Raw genomic sequence first — 16,764 nt, 5'->3', positions numbered from 1 at the left:
TTCCGCTCGCCATTATTCGAGACTTTGGCGGGAGGGCGCCGTAAATGAGGGAAGATTCCGATCTCCGTGAAATGCGAGGCGTCCTCAGAGGGCAGCTTGCCGACTGGGTATCCCGTCGCTTCCCTGACGGTACCTCGCCGCAGTGGTGGCTATCGATCTTCGAGTCCTTGGAGGTCAGCGCCTCTCCCTTCCGAGAGGTGACCCCGGAAAGACGCGCAGAGGATCTCAACCTTGCTGCAGAGGCCATTCTGCTGGCTGTCAAGCTTGGGGGCGTTAGGGCTGCGATCGGCGCCTACTGGATGCTCAGAATCGCAGCGCTTGCCCTGCGATTCGATCCTCCGGTTCCCGGCCTCCCGCGGATCCTTACACCGGATGGTTCTGCAGGGTGGGCGTTGCAGCAGATTCCCCTCACGCGTGAACGCGCGATCGCAGAATCGGAAACTCGGAGAGTCGAGTACCTTAACCCAGGTGAGGGATTCTATGCGCCTGTTGGCGGTGAAGTGACTCTGGCGGGTGAGGTAGCGTTTTCTGAACTGCAAGATGTTGAGCTGATCCTGTCCGCTCTCCCGTGGGTCTGCTCTCACCTCAAAGACAAAGAGATTGAAAGCAATGTTCGTTCCTGGCTAGAAATCCGGGGGAACCTGTAAGGATTGGGTGACTCTCGAATAAGTTCGCCTAGTCCTCCCCGGCGGCGAGCACCTTCCGAGCAGACGGAGAACCGCCGCTGGCCAAACGCCAGCGGCGGTTTCTCTGTTTAACGGCAACGGGGACGGCAACGTCAGCGGACGACGGCTGCGACGGGCGGGTCTTCCGGTTCGTCGTCGGTCGGGCCGAGGGCGTTGCCGAGGGTGTCGATGGCTTGGCGTTGGAGGCGGAGCCTTACGTGGGCGTAGACGCCGGCGGGTGACGCCGATGTGGGCGTGGCCGAGGAGTTCCTTGATCACGACACGGTCGACACCTTGCTCATGAGCAGGGTAGCAGTCGTGTGGCGTAGGTCGTGGAAGCGGATGCGGCGGAGTCCGGCGCGGTCGAGGAAGCTGCGGAAGCGGCGCGTGAGGTTGGCCGGGTCGAGAGGTCCACCGGTCGGGGTAGGGAAGACGAGGCCGTTGTCTCTCCAGTCCGACCCTGCGCTCTCACGCTCCTTATCCTGCCGTTCCTGGTGCTTCTTGAGGGAGTGGAGGCATTCGGTCGGGAGGGCGATACGGCGTTCGGAGGCGCGGGTCTTGGGCAGGTGGGTGAGGCCGCTGGTGCGGGTGCGCTGGAGTGAGCGGCGGATGCTGGCTGTTCCGGTGGTGAGGTCAAGGTCTTCCCAGCGGAGGCCGAGGAGTTCGTCACCTACGAGGCGTTCTGCGTCACGGCCGGCTGCGACGCAGAATCCGGCCCTCACGACGAGCAAGAGGCCGCACAGGACTGGGCACTCCGCCACACCGGACGCACGGGCCATGACCTGTTCAGACGAGTCGTTACTGACCACGCCAAGGTCATGCGTGCCGAGTAGACCCCACCGGCAGCCGTAGCAGTACCCACCACCCGCAGGCCATCGCAGCAGGCCAGCAGCCCAGCCGCTCAACCGACAGCCAGGGCATACCACCGAAGCGGGTGTCGGGCTCCACTTGATGTCTCGTGCTGTGGACTCGATCGCGCAGCATAGATGATCTTCCACTCATCGGATGCCCCGGCGTTCGGGTCAGGCATCCACGGCGGGGATTATCCGAAGATCTGTCGCAATCGGCTGTTGGCCCCTATGATCCACTGTGTTCATGATGCTTAGTCAAGGTCGGCAGCCATGACCTCTGCGCACACATCTCTGGACCGGCGCGGCTTCCTGCGCCGCTCGGTCGGGACCTCGGCGGCCCTGGCCGTCCTTCCGGTCGCCGGCGAGTGGCTGGCCCCCACCCCGGCGAGCGCCGCCCCGACGAACGATCCGGCCACGGCAGCGACCGTCAAGGCCGGGCAGGTGCCACCGCCGCCCCAGTACCCGGGTCGGTCCTTCGTGGACGACTACGCCACGAACATCAACGCCAACCTGACCCCGCAGACCAACGCGGCGGTGCGGATCCTCGCCGGCTTCGAGCAGCTCTGGAGCACCGGCTCAACCTGGGACAACGGGGTGCCCCGCAGCCCGGAGGTGCTGCGCGCCAACATCCGCTACGTGGTGAAGCGGACGAGTGAGCGCAGCGAGGCCGAGGCGAAGCAGGCGTTCATCTACGACCGGCAGCACCAGAGCTACAGCGCGATCCGGGGCCTCGGGCCGCTGGCCGAGCCGTACCTGGCCGGTTCCCTGGCCGTCACCGGGATTACCTCCGCGCCGGACGGCGTCCCGGCGGCCCGGATCAACGACACCGTGCCCCCGGACGCCCCGGCCGGGTCGGCGCTCGGCGCCGGCTCCACCGCCTCGGCGCTCGGCACGGTCGTCACGTTGGTCAACACGGTCCGAGGCAACTTCACCTCCAGCAACCCGAGCAAGGCCGCCTACCGGTACCCGCGTCCGTGGCGGCTCAGCGACGACAACCGGGTGGTCCCGACCGGCGGTATCCCGGTGCTCGGTGTGCCGGTCTACGACGCCGACACCGTCGTCGCCCCGCAGCTGCTCCGACAGCGCTCCGAGACCCCGGCCGACGACGGGGGCTTCCCCAGCGGCCACGCCAACGCCGCCTGGCTGGCCGCGTTCGCCTTGGCCTACGCGATTCCGGAGCGGTTCCAGGAACTGCTGGCCCGCGCCAGCGACGTCTCGGACAGCCGGATCAGCGCCGGCATGCACTCCCCGGTCGACGTGATCGGCGGGCGGATCCTGGCCACCGCGCTGGCCGCCGCCGTGCTCGGCAACCCCGCCAACGCCGAGCTGAAGGTGGCCGCCCGCCGCCAGGCAGCGGAATACCTCCAGGCCCGCACCAACGCCGCCGACCTCTTCGCGTACGCCCACTCGGCGGGCCCCGACACCGACCCGTACGCGGACCGGGCGGCGAACCTGGCGCGTATCACGCCCCGGTGGACGTACATTCTTCCGCAGGCCGGCCCGGACACCCCGCTGGTCGTGCCGAAGGGCGCCGAGGTGCTGTTGGAGACCCGGCTGCCCTACCTGGACGCCGAGCAGCGCCGCGCGGTGCTGGCGAGCACCGCGCTGCCCGGCGGCTACCCGCTGCTGGACGGGCCGGAGCAGTGGGGCCGGCTGAACCTGTTCGCCGCCGCCGACGGGTACGGCTCGCTGCCAGACACGGTGACGGTCACGATGGACGCCGCCGCCGGTGGTTTCCACGCCGCCGACACCTGGCGCAACGACATCGACGGTGCTGGCGCGCTGGTCAAGAACGGCACCGGCACGCTGACCCTGAGCGGCCGGAACAGCTTCACCGGCGGCACCCGCCTGCTGGCCGGCACCCTGGTGGCCGCTTCGGCCACGGCGCTCGGCCACGGCCCGGTCGAGGTACGCGGCGGCACGCTGCGTCTGGACCGGGCCGCCGGCCCGGTGCGGGTCGACGGCGACTACCGCCAGGCGGACGGGGCCGTACTGGCGGTGAACCTGCGCGACGACGGTCGGCCGGCGTTGACGGTGACCCGGCCGGTGACCATCGGTGCCCGCGCCGAACTGGTGCTCGCCCTCGACCCGGAGCGCCCGCCGGCACCGGGCGCGGTGGTGCCGGTGCTGCGGGCCCGGCAGGTCAACGGGCGGTTCGGCACGGTCACCCTCACCGGCGTCGAGGGCTACCGGGCCGAGCTGATCCAGGTCAAGACCGCGGTCTCGGTCCGCCTCCGCAAGAGCTGAACCATCGGAGCCCTGGCCCGGGCGTCGTCCCGGGTCAGGGCCTTCCCGGTTGACCTGTCCGGGCAGGCGTGCGCGCTCCCCGTGAGCGCTGGTGGAACCTGTCCCGGCGCACCAGGACGCCCAACCGTCCGAACATCCTGGTGCGCGGGATCGTCACGGTCTATCGGACGGCGAGCGGACCGGACGGTATCGGCGGGGCGAGTGACGCGATGCCGACGTCGTCGGGTGATGGACCGGGGCAGAAGCGGTCCCGGTCGGGCAGCGTCCCCGTGGTGAGGAACGCGGTGGCGATGTCGGCGGCGCACGGACCGGACCGGATGCCGTACACCCCGTGCCCGCCCGCGTCCTGGGTGACCATCGCGGCCCGTCGGTCCAGCGCCTGGCGCAGCCCGAACGCGGACCGCCAGCCGGTCGCCGGGTCACGCAGGTTCTGCAGGATCAGCACGTTGCGTGGCCCCTTGCCGGTCACCGCCACCGGTGGTTCCAGCGGGCGGTTCGGCCAGAACACGCACGGCCAGAGGTTGGCCGGCATGCCGGCGGTGATCGGGAACAGCCGGCGGTCGACGGCCACGTCGCGGGCGTACCGGTCGACATCGCGCGACCACGCCACGTCGCCGCAGGCGATCGCGTAGAGGACGGCGATGCTGTTGTCGGCCGGTACCTGGGCGGCTGCTGCCCGTCGTCGCAGCGCGGCCAGGGCCGCCGGTGGCGTCGCCTGGGCGAGTTCCTGCCAGATCGTGGCGAGCAGCGGGAAGTTGCGGTCGTCGTACAGCAGGGCGCGAGTGATCGCGCGGTAGACGTTGCCGGTGAGCACGAACTCTGGCGTCACGACCGGCTCGCGGTCCAGCTTCGCGGCGGTCGCGTAATAGGTTCGGGTCACCGCCGCCGGTGTCGTGCCCAGCGCGTACCCGTCGTTGCGGGCGGCGGCCCAGGCGGTGAAGTCGGGAAAGCGCACCGCCGTGGACGGGCCGAACTGCCGCCAGATGCCGTGCCAGATCTGGGTCGGGTCGACCGCGCTGTCGAGGATGATCCGGTCGCTGCGGCCCGGGAACAGCGAGGTGTAGACCGCGCCGAGGTAGCTGCCGTATGAGTACCCGAGGTACGACAGCTTCGGCTCGCCGAGCGCGGCCCGGATGCGGTCCATGTCGCGTGCGGTGTTGGCGGTGGTGATGTGCGGCAGCAACTCGCCGGAGTGCGCCGCGCAGTCGCGCGCCGTCGTCCGGGCGAACTCGATGTTGCGGGCGATCGACCCGTCCGGCGCCGGGTAGGGCAGGATGAGGTCGGTCACCGCGACCGGGTCGGTGATGCCGCACGTGATCGGCGTGCTCGCCCCGACACCGCGCGGGTCGAACCCGATCAGGTCGTAGCGGGTCAGCACCTCGGCCGGCAGCGCGGCGGCGAGGAAGCTGGGCAGGTCGAGCCCGGAGCCGCCGGGCCCGCCCGGGTTGGACAGCAGGATGCCGCGCCGTAGGCCCGGCTCGGCGGTGGCGATCCGTGAGATCGTGACGTCGATCTGGCGGCCACGCGGCTTGCGATGGTCCAGCGGCAGCCGCAGTGTGGCGCACTGTTGGCGGGCGTCGCGCCCGGAACCTTCGGCCGGGGGCGGGCAGGTGCCCCAGACCGGCCCGGCCGTTGCAGCCGTGGCTCCTGCCGGTTTCGCCGGGGTGAGCGTGGCCGCGAACACGGCCACCGTGACGAGCGCGAGTGACCGCCGTATCCGTGGCCGACGGGTGGGGCTCCCGTGGTCGAGCATCGAGCACCTCCGTTCATCGATGGTGCTGATGGTAGGGGTGCCGTTCCACGCCGGGTGAGGCCGAGTCGATGACGATCATTCGGGGTTCGCGGGGCGCGTGCTGTTGCCGGGCGCTACCGGAGCGGTCACCGAGCCGAGGATGTCGGGCCGAGCGCGCGCAGGGCGTACGCGACCAGCGACTCCAGTTCCCGGGCGTCCGGCATGCCGAGGTGGAAGACGAGTCGGTGATAAAGAGGCCCGTATACCAGGTCCACGGCGAGGTCCAGGTCCGCGTCGGCGGCCACCTGCCCGCTGAGCTGGGCTTGGCGCATCCGTTCCTTGAACTGGGCGATGCGCGGCCGGATGAGCCGTTCCCGCAGTTGCTGTGCCAGATCCGCATCGTGCAGGGCTTCGGCGATCAGCCCGACGACGGGGGAGCGGTCCGGCGGGGTGAGTAGGTCGATGACCGCGGTGAGCTGGGTGTGCAGGTCGGTGGCGAGATCGCCGGTGTCCGGGTAGTCGGCCACCACGGTCGCCACGTCGTCGACGGCCTCCAGGATGACCCTTCCTTTGGACGGCCACCAGCGGTAGATCGTCTTCTTGCTCACCCCGGCCCGAGCGGCGATGGCCTCGATGGTGAGCCGACCGTAGCCGACCTCGGCGCACAGCTTCAGCGCTGCGTCCAGGATGGCCCGGCGGCTGGACTCGTTCCGGCGCAGCGGGTTGGGCGAGGCGGGCATGGCGGCACTCTAACAAGAAACGGCACGTGTCGTGTTGACAGTCGGAAGACACGACACGTACCGTGTCGTTAGTCGAAGCTACACGACACCTGGCGTGTAGCGGTTTACTGGACAAGGAAGCATCATGGCAAAGCGCAAGCCCGTGGCCTGGCTCTTTCAGGGTGGTGCCCGATGAGCAAGGTTGTCGCGGCAATGTCGATCTCGGTCGACGGTTACGTCGGCGCAAGCGATCCCGAACAATGGTTCCCGGTGCACAACCGGGTGCACAACTGGGTGTTCGGCCTGGCCGCCTGGCGCGAACGACAGGGCATGACCGGCGGCCAGCACTCGGTCTCCTCAGATCTGGTCGCCGATGAGTTCACCAGCACCGGCGCCTACGTGATGGGCCGCACCATGTTCGACTTCGGCGAGGAGCCCTGGGGCGAGGAACCACCGTTTCGCGCCCCGGTGTTCGTGGTCACCCACCGCGAACGCGAGCCGCTGCACCGCACCGGCACCACCTTCACGTTCGTCACCGACGGGCTGGCATCCGCGATCAAGCAGGCCACCGAGGCGGCCGAGGGCCGTGACGTGTTCCTGTCGGGTGGAGCCAGCATCGTCCAGCAGGCCATCGCCGCCGGGCTGCTCGACGAACTGCACCTGCACCAGACACCTGTGCTGCTCGGCACCGGAGTCCGGCTGTGGGACCACATCGGTGCCGGCTGGAAGGAACTGGAGCCCATCCGGGTCACCCCCGGTGACGGTGTCACCCACCTGTACTACCGATGCGTCCGGTAGCGCGGCAGCGCCCGTCGTACCGGACTGCGGGTCGCGCCGCGAGCCGGACATTCGGGCCGGACGGACCCGAGCGGAAGCGCGGACCGCCGCCGCGTTCGGCGCTCCGAAGACCGACTCCCACCAGCCCTCCATGCTGCGGACGGTCGGTAGGTTGGCCTGCATGCCTGGCGATGGTCTTCCGGTCGAGGTCGGTCGGAGCGTCTTGGACGGCTTTCGTCCCCGCGGTGCCGGGCGCGGTCGGCTCAGCACGGCCAGCGACATCGACTTCGTCGCGGTGACCGATCGACGCCTAGAGCCCGAGTCGCGGGACATGGCAGCGTTGGCCGAGGCGGAGAGCCTCATTGCCGAGAGCTTGTGGCTGCGCACCGACGGTGCTGAGGGTCGCCGCAGCTACCGAAGTCCGCTGGCCCGCCGCCGCGACACCCTCGCCTTCCTGGACACCGCCCTCCAAGCCGCACTCGCGCTGCCCGTCCAGGAACCCCAGGGCTCCCATCCGCCGGACCACCCCCGCACGCGCGGGGAGCGGCCATCAGGAGGGACTGCGTAGGTTCGGCTCTGTCTCACATTCGGTGGTGACGGACGGTGCTGGCTATCCGATGAGGATGCGATGTCGTAGGAGGGTGAAGCCCGCGCGTCCGTACGTTTGCCGCTTGATCAGGTCATCACGTTCGTGCTGGTCAGGGCATCGATGATGCCGTGGGCACGCGCGATCATGATCGTTGTCACATACCAGCTGTGATGGCTTCCCAGCAGACTGACTTCGTGTGGATGCAGACAGCCATAGCGGTTGGTGTGCTCGGCCTGCTGACCGTGGTGCCGGGGCCGGACATGGCGGTGGTCACCAAGCGTGCGATCGCCTCCGGTCGAGCGGCTGCTTTGCGCACCGCCGCCGGGATCACCACCGGGCTGCTCGTGTGGGGTGTGTTCACAGTCGTCGGGCTGGCGGCGATCCTCGCGGCCTCGGCGGAGGCGTACTTCGTCGTCAAGATCCTGGGCGCCGCATACCTGGTCTTCCTCGGGGTGCAGGCCCTCTGGCAAAGCCGCCGTCCCGCGCCGCGGACCGCCGGATCGACGGCCACCCCCTCAGCGCGAGCGTACCTGACGGGCCTGACCACCAATCTCCTCAATCCGAAGATCGCCGTCTTCTACACCGGGCTGCTGCCGACCCTGGCCCCACCCGAACTGCCCACGCCGACCGGCCTGGGCCTGCTGGTCCTGCTGCACGCCGCGCTGACGCTGACCTGGCTCGGGTTCTATGCCTACCTCGTCTCCAGGGCGCGCTCGGTCTTCGAGCGGCCTCGCGTCCGGCGCCTGCTGGACCGCGTGACGGGTGTGGTGCTGGTCGGCTTCGGGGTGCGGGTAGCCGCGGAGGCCAACTGACAGGCGACTCGTGGGAGGGGCGAACATGAGCACAGGGCTCGGGACGATCGAGCGGATCTGGCGGTACCCCATCAAGTCCACCGGCGGTGAGCTGTTGGACGAGGCCGTCGTGGATGCCCGTGGCCTCGTTGGCGACCGGCTCTACGCGGTGCGGGACGCCGAGGGAAAATTCGGTTCGGGCAAGAACACACGCCGGTTCCGACGCATGCCAGGGCTGTTGCAGTTGCGCTCCCGATACCCAGAGGGAGCAGCGGCGGAGGCACCCGAGCTGCTGGACCCGGACGGCGAGCCGGTACCGGACCCGACCTCCTATGTGCGGCACTACCTGGGCCGCGATGACGTCGAAGTAGCCCGCGAGGCTGCGATCTCGCACTTCGACCAGCTCCCGCTCAGCGTCTTGACCACCGCCACCCTCGACTGGGTTTGCGCGGCCGTTCCCGGTGTGCCGGTCGACGAGCGCCGGTTTCGGCCCAACCTGCTGGTGCGGACAGCACCGGGAACACCTCCGTTCGTGGAGGACCAGTGGTTCGGCCGTACCGCCCGGATCGGCGGCGACGCCCTGCGGATACGGTTCGAACGCTCCAGCGAACGATGCGTGATGACCAACGAGGCCCAGCAGGACCTGCCGCACTCCCCACTGATCCTGCGAGCCATCGCGCGGGCACACGACATGCGGCTCGACGCCCTGGCCACGGTCGCGCAGCCGGGACGCGTGCGAATCGGGGACACCATCGAACTGACCTGATGCACTGTGCGAATCAATCTTGGTCGTGGGTGTCTCGAGCTTCCGGGTCACGCCGTCAGGCGGGTCCAGCCGATGAACCGGGCGAAGTATTCCGCCGGGTCGACGCGGCCGGGGCGCAGTCGCAGCTCGTCGCCGATCGCGTCCTGCATCAGCAGGCAGAGGTAGGTGGCCAGGCCGGCCCGGTCGTGGGCGTACTCCTGGCGTAGGTGCAGCTTCGCGGGCTGGCAGGGCCACGGCGCGCCGCACGCCCGGCACCGCCAGGCGGGGCGGGCCGCGACGTGCCGGCCGGGGCCGGCGGCGGTGGGCGGGCCGCCGGTCACCGCCGGCCGCCGGAGGGCCGGGCGCGCAGCGCGGCGACCCGGACCAGCGCGGTACGCGGCTCGCCGCCGCGCGCCGCGCGCCCGTCCGGCCACAGTTCCACCCCGGTCAGCTCCACCCACTCCAGGCCGGGGCGGTCGAGCCCGGCGGGGCGTTCGGTGATCCGCAGCCGCAGCGTCCCGGTGCCGTAGCAGTAGTCCGCCTCGCCGATCTCGACCAGATCGCCGACCGCCACCAGCGGTACGGGTTCCCGCCGGGTCACCACCGGCTCCCGTTCCCCCGGCTCCGCGCCGTCAGGTTTGCCGCGTGACGGTGCCACCGCTGGTTGCGCGGCGCGGGCAGCGGCGGGACCGCCGCAGGTGGCTGACGCGCCGGTACCACGGCGTGCCGGTCCGGGCAGGGCCAGCGCAACCCGCAGACGCAGTACCGGCCCCACCGGGACCAGTTTCGTCGGTGCCGAGGTGCCGTCGGTACCGGGTCAATGGGATAACGTCTTCCGACAATTCCCACGCGCGCGCCTCCGTGAATGTTCAGCCCTATTGTGGTGCGGGCGGAAGTGGGATGAGGCTGATGAGATGACTCCCGCCCGCCGGGTCGCCGTGGCTGGCCGGCGGCCCTTTCCGATGTTCGGTTCAGGCATTGCGGCGAGGCAATCTTTTACAGAAGAATGCGGACCAAGGGATGAGGTGCCTTACGCGACAGCAGAGAGGTTGATGACGTGGACGACTCGGGAAGCACCGTCCCGCGTAGGCAACTCGGCAGGTATTTGAGAGAACTTCGCGAAAACGCGTACGTCACCGTCACGGCGGCGGCCAAGGAACTGGAATGGTCGGCACCGCGGATCTGGCGGTACGAGACCGGTCAGGTCTCCATGCACCCGAACGACGTGGAGGCCATGTGCCGGGTCTACGGGGCGTCGCGGGAGACCATCGAGACCATGCGTGCGCTGGCCCGGGAGACCAAGGCGCACGGCTGGTGGCACAGCTATGGGGAGGCGATCAAGGACTGGTTCAAGCTGTACGTCGGCCTGGAAGCCGCCGCGTCCAGAATCCGCAAGTACGAAGCCGACCTGGTTCCAGGGTTGTTGCAGACGGTGGAGTACATCAGGGAGTTGATCGCCATCGACCAACCCGGCCTGTCCGAGCAGGAGCGCCAGGCGAAGGTGGATGTTCGGCTCCGCAGGCAGAGGCTGTTGGTGCGTGCCGTGCCTCGGGCACCCCAGCTCGACGTGATCGTCAGTGAGGCCGCCCTGCGTCGGCCACTTAGCGATCGTTCGGCAATGGCCCGGCAGTTGGCGGCCTTGATCACGGCAAGTCAGCGGCACAACGTGAGCTTGCGGGTGTTGCCGCTGGACGCTGGGCTACCCCGATGGGCGTCGGTGGGCACCTTCACGATGCTCGACTTCCCCACCGACGTGCGGGAGCAAGAGCCGACCACCGTCTATATGGACGGCCCGTGCGGTGCGGTCTACCTTGACAAGCCACACGAGATTCGGATCTACGAGGAAGCCTGGCGCTCGCTTGGTGAGCTGGCGTTGGGCGCTGACGAGTCCCGTGAGCTGATCACGGATATCGCGAAAGAGATGGCACATGAGACGTGATGGGTTGTGGCGCAAGTCTTCCCGCTCGGGCAGCGAGGGGGACTGTGTCGAGGTGGCGGGCTTCGCCGACTCGGTCGGGGTGCGGGACAGCAAGGATCGGCGGGGGCCGGCCCTGACCTTCACCCCGGACGCCTGGACGGGCTTCGTCCGGGCCACCCGCTCGGAAGCACTCACCAGCCGCCCGTGACGCCCGGGTGATCCGGGTGCCCCGACCACCGGGGGCACCCGGATCGCCCGATCTGTCGACGACGACGCACAGGCGGTGCGACGCGGGTCCGGGCGGGGCTGCGGGACTAGGCTGGTCGGCAGCAGGATGTTCCGCTGAGGGGGTGAGCCCGGATGGCCCAGGCCGCATTCGTGCCCGAGCCGGCGCAGCCGACCGAACCGTCGTTCGACGTGCTGCGCTGGCACGACGAGCCGTGGACCGCCCAGCTCGCCCTCGACCTGTTGCCGGAGACCAACGGTCCCAAGGTCGAGGTCCTGAGCGGAAGCGTGATCGTGACACCACATGCCGGATATGACCACCAGAACGCAGAGCTTGACCTTGCATACCTGCTGAAGCAGGCGGCTCGCCGAGCCAAGCTGTGGCTCTATTCCGAAACTAACGTCGTCTCTGGTGAAGACCTCTTCATCCCGGACATTGTGATCCTCGACGCGCCCGGCGGTGGGCGGACGACGATGGACATCAGCCATGCCGTGCTACTCGGCGAGATCGTCTCTCCCGGTAACCGGCGCAAGGACGTGATCGACCGGCCGTGCGAGTACGCCGCAGCCGGCGTTCCCTTCTTCCTTCGTGTCGATCTTCGTAACCGGGTTCCCACCATCGCACTCTTCGAGTTGAGCGACGGAGAGTATCGGCCTGTGTCGGCTGCCGCTGCGGGGACAACCTTCATCATGCGCGAGCCGTTCGAGTTCTCGATAGATCCGGCCGACCTGCTCGACGAGGAGGCTCCGCCGGAGGAACCGGGCACCGGGCGCTGAGGCTTCAGCGGGGGTCGAGCGCCGCCCGAATCTGGTTGAGCCATTCGATGCCGAGCCGGCGCCCGTCGGGGAACTGGTCGTCTCGATCCCAGCGCCACGCTGTGATCATCGCCAGCACGAGGATCCGGCACTCGCGTAACAGATGCTGATCGACACCCGGATAGTGCTCGCCGACTTCTTCGGGCGCATGGGCGAGGTCGAACTCGACCGGCCCACGGCAGTACGTCTCAAGGTCGATGAACAGCAGCCCGTTCTTCGTGGCGAGCACGTTGCCGGGGTGCGGTTCGCCGTGCAGTACCTGCTCGGCTCCGCCCCTCCGGCCGACCCTGCGCCGCAGGCTTCGTAGCGTGTCGCCGAGGAATTCCCGGTCCGCGTCGGCGAGAGCCGGGGTGAGGTCGCGGCTCGCCACGAGTCGCTGGGCCTGCCCGACGCGATCCGTGAAGTGCGGGGTGGGGACATCGAGCGTGCGCATGCCGGCATGCAGTCGCCGGAGTGCTTCGGCGTAGTCGGCTGGTGAGACCTGTCGAGGCGGCGCGGATTCGTAGTAGGTCCACAGCGTGACCACGAACCCGTCACGCTCGTGGACCCGTGGCTCCACTCGGGGCTCAACAGCGGCTACCGGGCTCCCGCACTCGGCGAGCCGTCGAGCAAGCTCGATCTCGGTCTGGGCGACCTGATCCGCCGCAGGTGCCACCCGGGCCAGCACGTCGCACGGCAGCAGGCGCAGAGTGAGCTTGTTCGAGTCCTGAAGAACGACAGCGTCGTCGGCCGTCAGACCAACCGATGCTGCGATCGACCTTGCCGCAGCCACCGCACGCTGGAACTCCGACGCCTGCATCGTCGCCGGCCCTCTCCCTTGCGCGTTGCCTGCCGTACATTCCCGCCGCACTGTCGCAGTGGGGAACCTACCCGAGTAGTCGGTCAGAGAGCCACGACGGCTGAGGCTCCCAGCGGGCGTACAGCGGGCGCGGGGCAGAATGACCCGGTGACCACTCCCCGAGACCTCGTCCTGCTCGGTTCCACCGGCTCGATCGGCACCCAGGCCATCGACCTCGTGCAGCGCAACCCGGACCGGTTCCGGGTGGTGGCGCTCGGCGCCGGCGGCGGCAACGTGGCGCTGCTCGCCGCGCAGGCCCTGGAACTGGGCGTGGAGGCGGTCGCGGTGGCGAAGTCCACCGCCGCGCAGGACCTGCAACTCGCCTTCTACGCCGAGGCCAGCCGGCGGGGCTGGGCCACCGGCGACTTCAAGCTACCGAAGATCGTCGCCGGCCCGGACGCCATGACCGAACTGGCGCAGTGGCCCTGCGACATCGTGCTCAACGGGGTGGTGGGGTCGCTCGGGCTCGCGCCGACCCTCGCGGCGCTGCGCGCCGGGCGTACCCTCGCCCTGGCCAACAAGGAGTCGCTGGTGGCCGGCGGCCACCTGGTGAAGGCCGCGGTGACGCGGCCGGGGCAGATCGTGCCGGTCGACTCCGAGCACTCGGCCCTCGCGCAGTGCCTGCGCTCCGGCACCCGGGGCGAGGTACGCCGGCTGATCGTCACCGCCAGCGGCGGGCCGTTCCGGGGCCGACGCCGCGACGAGCTGACCGACGTCACTCCCGAACAGGCGCTGGCGCATCCCACCTGGAACATGGGCCCGGTCGTCACGATCAACTCCGCCACGATGGTCAACAAGGCGCTGGAGGTGATCGAGGCGCACGAGCTGTACGACGTGCCGTACGCCGACATCACCGTCATGATCCACCCGACTTCGGTGATCCACTCGATGGTCGAGTTCGCCGACGGGTCCACCATCGCCCAGGCCAGCCCGCCGGACATGCGGCTGCCGATCGCGCTCGCGCTCGGCTGGCCCGACCGGGTGCCCGACGCCGCCCCCGCCGTCGACTGGACCAAGGCACACACCTGGGAGTTCGCGCCGCTCGACGACGAGGCGTTTCCGGCGGTCGCCCTGGCCAAGGCGGCCGGCGAGGCCGGGCGCTGCCGGCCGGCGGTCTACAACGCGGCGAACGAGGAGTGCGTCGCGGCGTTCGTCGCCGGCCGGCTGCCGTTCCTCGGCATCGTCGACACCCTCGAACGGGTGCTGGACGAGGCTCCCGATTTCGGCGAACCGGGTACCGTCGAGGACGTGCTCGCGGCGGAGTCGTGGGCGCGTTCGCACGCCCAGGAGATCATCTCGGGGTCGGGGAAGGGAGCCTGATGCTGTACCTGCTCGGGGTGGTGGTGATCGCCCTGGCGATTCTCATCTCGGTGAGCCTGCACGAGGCCGGTCACATGCTGACCGCCAAGGCGTTCGGGATGAAGGTCACCCGCTACTTCGTCGGCTTCGGCCCGACCATCTTCTCCTTCCGCCGGGGCGAGACGGAGTACGGCCTCAAGGCCATCCCGCTCGGCGGCTTCTGCAAGATCGTCGGCATGACGCCGCAGGACGACGACGTCGAACCGGCCGACGAGCACCGGGCGATGTGGCGCTACCCGGTGTGGAAGCGGACGATCGTGATGTCCGCCGGCTCGATCACCCACTTCGCGCTCGCCGCGATCGCCATCTGGCTCGCCGCGATGTTCATGGGGATGCCGAACAAGGCCGTGCCCAACCCGCTGCCGGCGTACGTCAAGGTCGTCGACTGCGTCATCCCCACCACCGTGGCCCGCGAGTGCGCCCCCGGCGATCCGGTCAGCCCCGCCAAGCAGGCCGGCCTGCGCGACGACGACAAGATCGTCGCAGTGAACGGGGTCGCCGTCGCCGACTACACCGCCCTGGTCAAGACCGTCCGCGAGCTGCCTCCGGGCCAGCCGGCGACGATCCGCTACGAACGCGACGGCGTGCCCGCCGAGGTCCGCACCACCCTGACCGCCGTGCAACGCGCGCCGCTGGACGACCCGAAGGGCGCCCCGGTCACCGTCTCCGCCCTCGGCGTGGCCGGCCCGTCGCTGCCACCGGGTGTCCCGGCCACCGTCACCTACGGCCCGATCGAGGCGATCCCGGCCACCGGCGGCTACATCAAGGACCTCGCCGTCGGCACGTTCGAGGCGATGAAGCGGATCCCGGAGAAGATCCCCGCCCTCTGGGAGGCCGTCACCGGCGGCGAGCGGGACAAGGACACCCCGATCAGCGTCGTCGGCGCCAGCCGGATCGGCGGCGAGGCGCTGGAGAACGGCGTCTGGCAGATGCTCGTCCTGCTCTTCATCAGCCTGAACTTCTTCGTCGGCGTGTTCAACCTGCTGCCACTGCTGCCCCTGGACGGCGGCCACATCGCCATCGCCTGGTTCGAACGCGCCCGGTCCTGGCTGTACCGCCTGATCGGCCGCGCCGACCCCGGCCGGGTCGACTACCTCAAGCTCATGCCGCTCACGTACGCGGTGATCCTGGTCGGTGGGGCGTTCACGCTGCTCACCGCAACCGCGGACATCATCAACCCGATCACGTTCTTCTCAAGGTGAGTGCCTGAAGTGACCGCTGTCAGTCTCGGTATGCCCGCCGTACCGCCCCCGCCACTCGCGCCGCGCCGGGCCAGCCGCCAGATCATGGTCGGCTCGGTGCCGGTCGGCGGCGGCGCCCCGGTGTCGGTGCAGTCGATGACCACCACCCTCACCTCCGACGTCAACGCGACCCTCCAGCAGATCGCCGAGCTCACCGCGTCCGGGTGCCAGATCGTCCGGGTGGCGGTGCCGAGTCAGGACGACGTGGAGGCGCTGCCCGCGATCGCGCGCAAGTCGCAGATCCCGGTGATCGCCGACATCCACTTCCAGCCCAAGTACGTCTTCGCCGCGATCGACGCCGGCTGCGCGGCCGTCCGGGTGAACCCGGGCAACATCCGCCAGTTCGACGACAAGGTCGCCGAGATCGCGAAGGCGGCCGGCGACGCGGGCGTGCCGATCCGGATCGGGGTCAACGCCGGCTCGCTCGACAAGCGGCTGCTGGCCAAGTACGGCAAGGCCACCGCCGAGGCGCTGGTCGAGTCGGCGCTGTGGGAGTGCTCGCTGTTCGAGGAGCACGGCTTCCGGGACATCAAGATCTCGGTCAAGCACAACGACCCGGTGGTGATGATCCGGGCGTACCGGCAGCTCGCCGAGCGGTGCGACTACCCGCTGCACCTGGGCGTCACCGAGGCCGGCCCGGCGTTCCAGGGCACCATCAAGTCGGCGGTGGCCTTCGGTGCGCTGCTGGCCGAGGGGATCGGCGACACCATCCGGGTTTCGCTGTCCGCCCCGCCGGTGGAGGAGATCAAGGTCGGCACCCAGATCCTGGAGTCGCTGGGCCTGCGCGAGCGCGGCCTGGAGATCGTCTCCTGCCCGTCCTGCGGCCGGGCCCAGGTGGACGTCTACAAGCTCGCCGAGGAGGTCACCGCCGGCCTGGAGGGGCTGCCGGTGCCGCTGCGGGTGGCCGTGATGGGCTGCGTGGTGAACGGTCCCGGCGAGGCCCGGGAAGCCGACCTCGGCGTCGCCTCCGGCAACGGCAAGGGGCAGATCTTCGTCAGGGGTCAGGTCATCAAGACCGTACCCGAGGGGCAGATCGTGGAGACGCTGATCGAGGAGGCGCTGCGGCTCGCTGACGAGATGGGCGCGGAACTGCCCGAGGAACTGCGTGGCCTGATCCCGGGGGCCACCGTCACCGTCCACTGACCCCCTGACCCCCTGACGGCCTTTCGCGCCGCGTCGCGGCTCACGGCGCACGAGAAAGGGTGGCTGTTCCGCGCGGAACAGCCACCCTTTCTCCTGTCTCTTATACAC

At 69.6% G+C, this 16,764-nt stretch carries 18 protein-coding genes; 12 read left to right on the top strand and 6 right to left on the bottom strand.

Features of this window, described 5'->3' with window-relative positions:
- The first annotated feature begins 44 nt into the window (after positions 1-44).
- Positions 45-647: a hypothetical protein gene (locus E1166_RS11660; protein WP_132338361.1), complete on the top strand. Its 603-nt coding sequence runs from the start codon at positions 45-47 to the stop codon at positions 645-647.
- Between the two features lie 293 nt (positions 648-940).
- Here the strand turns inward: E1166_RS11660 and E1166_RS11655 are convergent, their stop codons facing one another.
- On the bottom strand, positions 941-1,474 hold the full coding sequence (locus E1166_RS11655; protein WP_207914173.1) for a site-specific integrase: 534 nt from the start codon (positions 1,472-1,474) through the stop codon (positions 941-943).
- 312 nt (positions 1,475-1,786) lie between these two features.
- Here E1166_RS11655 and E1166_RS11650 point away from each other — a divergent pair, with 312 nt between their 5' ends.
- Positions 1,787-3,763: a phosphatase PAP2 family protein gene (locus E1166_RS11650; RefSeq protein WP_132338359.1), complete on the top strand. Its 1,977-nt coding sequence runs from the start codon at positions 1,787-1,789 to the stop codon at positions 3,761-3,763.
- A gap of 160 nt (positions 3,764-3,923) precedes the next feature.
- Here the strand turns inward: E1166_RS11650 and E1166_RS11645 are convergent, their stop codons facing one another.
- Entirely contained in the window at positions 3,924-5,453 is a 1,530-nt protein-coding gene (locus E1166_RS11645) for an alpha/beta hydrolase (RefSeq protein ID WP_207914171.1), read from the bottom strand.
- Between the two features lie 188 nt (positions 5,454-5,641).
- Positions 5,642-6,235, bottom strand: a complete 594-nt coding sequence (locus E1166_RS11640; protein WP_132338355.1) for a TetR/AcrR family transcriptional regulator — start codon at positions 6,233-6,235, stop codon at positions 5,642-5,644.
- Positions 6,236-6,406: 171 nt separating this feature from the next.
- Here E1166_RS11640 and E1166_RS11635 point away from each other — a divergent pair, with 171 nt between their 5' ends.
- The 4 genes from E1166_RS11635 to E1166_RS11620 all read left to right on the top strand — a co-directional run bounded on the left by E1166_RS11635 (position 6,407) and on the right by E1166_RS11620 (position 9,137).
- Positions 6,407-7,012 (top strand): dihydrofolate reductase family protein, encoded by a 606-nt coding sequence (locus E1166_RS11635; protein WP_132338353.1) that lies wholly within the window; start codon positions 6,407-6,409, stop codon positions 7,010-7,012.
- A 160-nt stretch (positions 7,013-7,172) separates the two neighbouring features.
- Positions 7,173-7,559 carry a hypothetical protein gene (locus E1166_RS11630; protein ID WP_132338351.1) on the top strand — a complete coding sequence of 129 codons (387 nt, stop codon included), beginning with the start codon at positions 7,173-7,175 and terminating at the stop codon, positions 7,557-7,559.
- Between the two features lie 221 nt (positions 7,560-7,780).
- Entirely contained in the window at positions 7,781-8,392 is a 612-nt protein-coding gene (locus E1166_RS11625) for a LysE family translocator (RefSeq protein WP_132338381.1), read from the top strand.
- 25 nt (positions 8,393-8,417) lie between these two features.
- Positions 8,418-9,137: an MOSC N-terminal beta barrel domain-containing protein gene (locus tag E1166_RS11620; protein WP_132338349.1), complete on the top strand. Its 720-nt coding sequence runs from the start codon at positions 8,418-8,420 to the stop codon at positions 9,135-9,137.
- A 47-nt stretch (positions 9,138-9,184) separates the two neighbouring features.
- Here E1166_RS11620 and E1166_RS11615 read toward each other — a convergent pair whose 3' ends face one another.
- A complete protein-coding gene (locus E1166_RS11615) occupies positions 9,185-9,457 on the bottom strand; it encodes a hypothetical protein (protein WP_132338347.1) in 273 nt (90 codons plus the stop codon).
- Positions 9,454-9,717, bottom strand: a complete 264-nt coding sequence (locus E1166_RS11610; protein WP_132338345.1) for a hypothetical protein — start codon at positions 9,715-9,717, stop codon at positions 9,454-9,456. Before E1166_RS11610 ends, E1166_RS11615 begins: the two co-directional genes overlap by 4 nt.
- Before the next feature lie 456 nt (positions 9,718-10,173).
- On the opposite strand from E1166_RS11610, the gene E1166_RS11605 reads away from it, so the two are divergent.
- The 3 genes from E1166_RS11605 to E1166_RS11595 all read left to right on the top strand — a co-directional run bounded on the left by E1166_RS11605 (position 10,174) and on the right by E1166_RS11595 (position 12,036).
- Complete coding sequence (locus tag E1166_RS11605; RefSeq protein WP_132338343.1) at positions 10,174-11,055, top strand: helix-turn-helix transcriptional regulator; 882 nt, start codon at positions 10,174-10,176, stop codon at positions 11,053-11,055.
- Between the two features lie 4 nt (positions 11,056-11,059).
- Complete coding sequence (locus tag E1166_RS11600) at positions 11,060-11,242, top strand: DUF397 domain-containing protein (protein ID WP_132338379.1); 183 nt, start codon at positions 11,060-11,062, stop codon at positions 11,240-11,242.
- 152 nt (positions 11,243-11,394) lie between these two features.
- Positions 11,395-12,036 carry a Uma2 family endonuclease gene (locus tag E1166_RS11595; protein WP_132338341.1) on the top strand — a complete coding sequence of 214 codons (642 nt, stop codon included), beginning with the start codon at positions 11,395-11,397 and terminating at the stop codon, positions 12,034-12,036.
- A 4-nt stretch (positions 12,037-12,040) separates the two neighbouring features.
- Here the strand turns inward: E1166_RS11595 and E1166_RS11590 are convergent, their stop codons facing one another.
- Positions 12,041-12,874, bottom strand: coding sequence for an aminoglycoside phosphotransferase family protein (locus E1166_RS11590; RefSeq protein WP_132338339.1), 834 nt, complete (start codon positions 12,872-12,874; stop codon positions 12,041-12,043).
- Positions 12,875-13,021: 147 nt separating this feature from the next.
- Here E1166_RS11590 and dxr point away from each other — a divergent pair, with 147 nt between their 5' ends.
- The 3 genes from dxr to ispG are packed head-to-tail and all read left to right on the top strand — an operon-like array spanning position 13,022 to position 16,656.
- Positions 13,022-14,233: a 1-deoxy-D-xylulose-5-phosphate reductoisomerase gene (gene dxr, locus E1166_RS11585; RefSeq protein ID WP_132268178.1), complete on the top strand. Its 1,212-nt coding sequence runs from the start codon at positions 13,022-13,024 to the stop codon at positions 14,231-14,233.
- The gene (locus E1166_RS11580) at positions 14,233-15,474 is read left to right on the top strand and encodes a site-2 protease family protein (RefSeq protein WP_132268180.1); all 1,242 of its coding nucleotides are present in this window, start codon (positions 14,233-14,235) and stop codon (positions 15,472-15,474) included. Before dxr ends, E1166_RS11580 begins: the two co-directional genes overlap by 1 nt.
- Positions 15,475-15,483: 9 nt before the next feature.
- Positions 15,484-16,656, top strand: coding sequence for a flavodoxin-dependent (E)-4-hydroxy-3-methylbut-2-enyl-diphosphate synthase (ispG, locus tag E1166_RS11575; RefSeq protein WP_132338337.1), 1,173 nt, complete (start codon positions 15,484-15,486; stop codon positions 16,654-16,656).
- Positions 16,657-16,764 lie beyond the last annotated feature (108 nt).

This window comes from Micromonospora sp. KC213, assembly GCF_004348325.1.
Taxonomy (GTDB): Bacteria; Actinomycetota; Actinomycetes; order Mycobacteriales; family Micromonosporaceae; genus Micromonospora.
This window is presented reverse-complemented; position numbering and strand designations above follow the sequence as displayed.

Coding starts and splice junctions, on each gene's coding strand:
- E1166_RS11660 (WP_132338361.1), top strand. CDS start 45: ATGAGGGAAGATTCCGATCTCCGTGAAATGCGAGGCGTCCTCAGAGGG.
- E1166_RS11590 (WP_132338339.1), bottom strand. CDS start 12,874: ATGCAGGCGTCGGAGTTCCAGCGTGCGGTGGCTGCGGCAAGGTCGATC.
- E1166_RS11625 (WP_132338381.1), top strand. CDS start 7,781: ATGCAGACAGCCATAGCGGTTGGTGTGCTCGGCCTGCTGACCGTGGTG.
- E1166_RS11640 (WP_132338355.1), bottom strand. CDS start 6,235: ATGCCCGCCTCGCCCAACCCGCTGCGCCGGAACGAGTCCAGCCGCCGG.
- E1166_RS11650 (WP_132338359.1), top strand. CDS start 1,787: ATGACCTCTGCGCACACATCTCTGGACCGGCGCGGCTTCCTGCGCCGC.
- E1166_RS11580 (WP_132268180.1), top strand. CDS start 14,233: ATGCTGTACCTGCTCGGGGTGGTGGTGATCGCCCTGGCGATTCTCATC.
- E1166_RS11595 (WP_132338341.1), top strand. CDS start 11,395: ATGGCCCAGGCCGCATTCGTGCCCGAGCCGGCGCAGCCGACCGAACCG.
- E1166_RS11635 (WP_132338353.1), top strand. CDS start 6,407: ATGAGCAAGGTTGTCGCGGCAATGTCGATCTCGGTCGACGGTTACGTC.
- E1166_RS11630 (WP_132338351.1), top strand. CDS start 7,173: ATGCCTGGCGATGGTCTTCCGGTCGAGGTCGGTCGGAGCGTCTTGGAC.
- E1166_RS11620 (WP_132338349.1), top strand. CDS start 8,418: ATGAGCACAGGGCTCGGGACGATCGAGCGGATCTGGCGGTACCCCATC.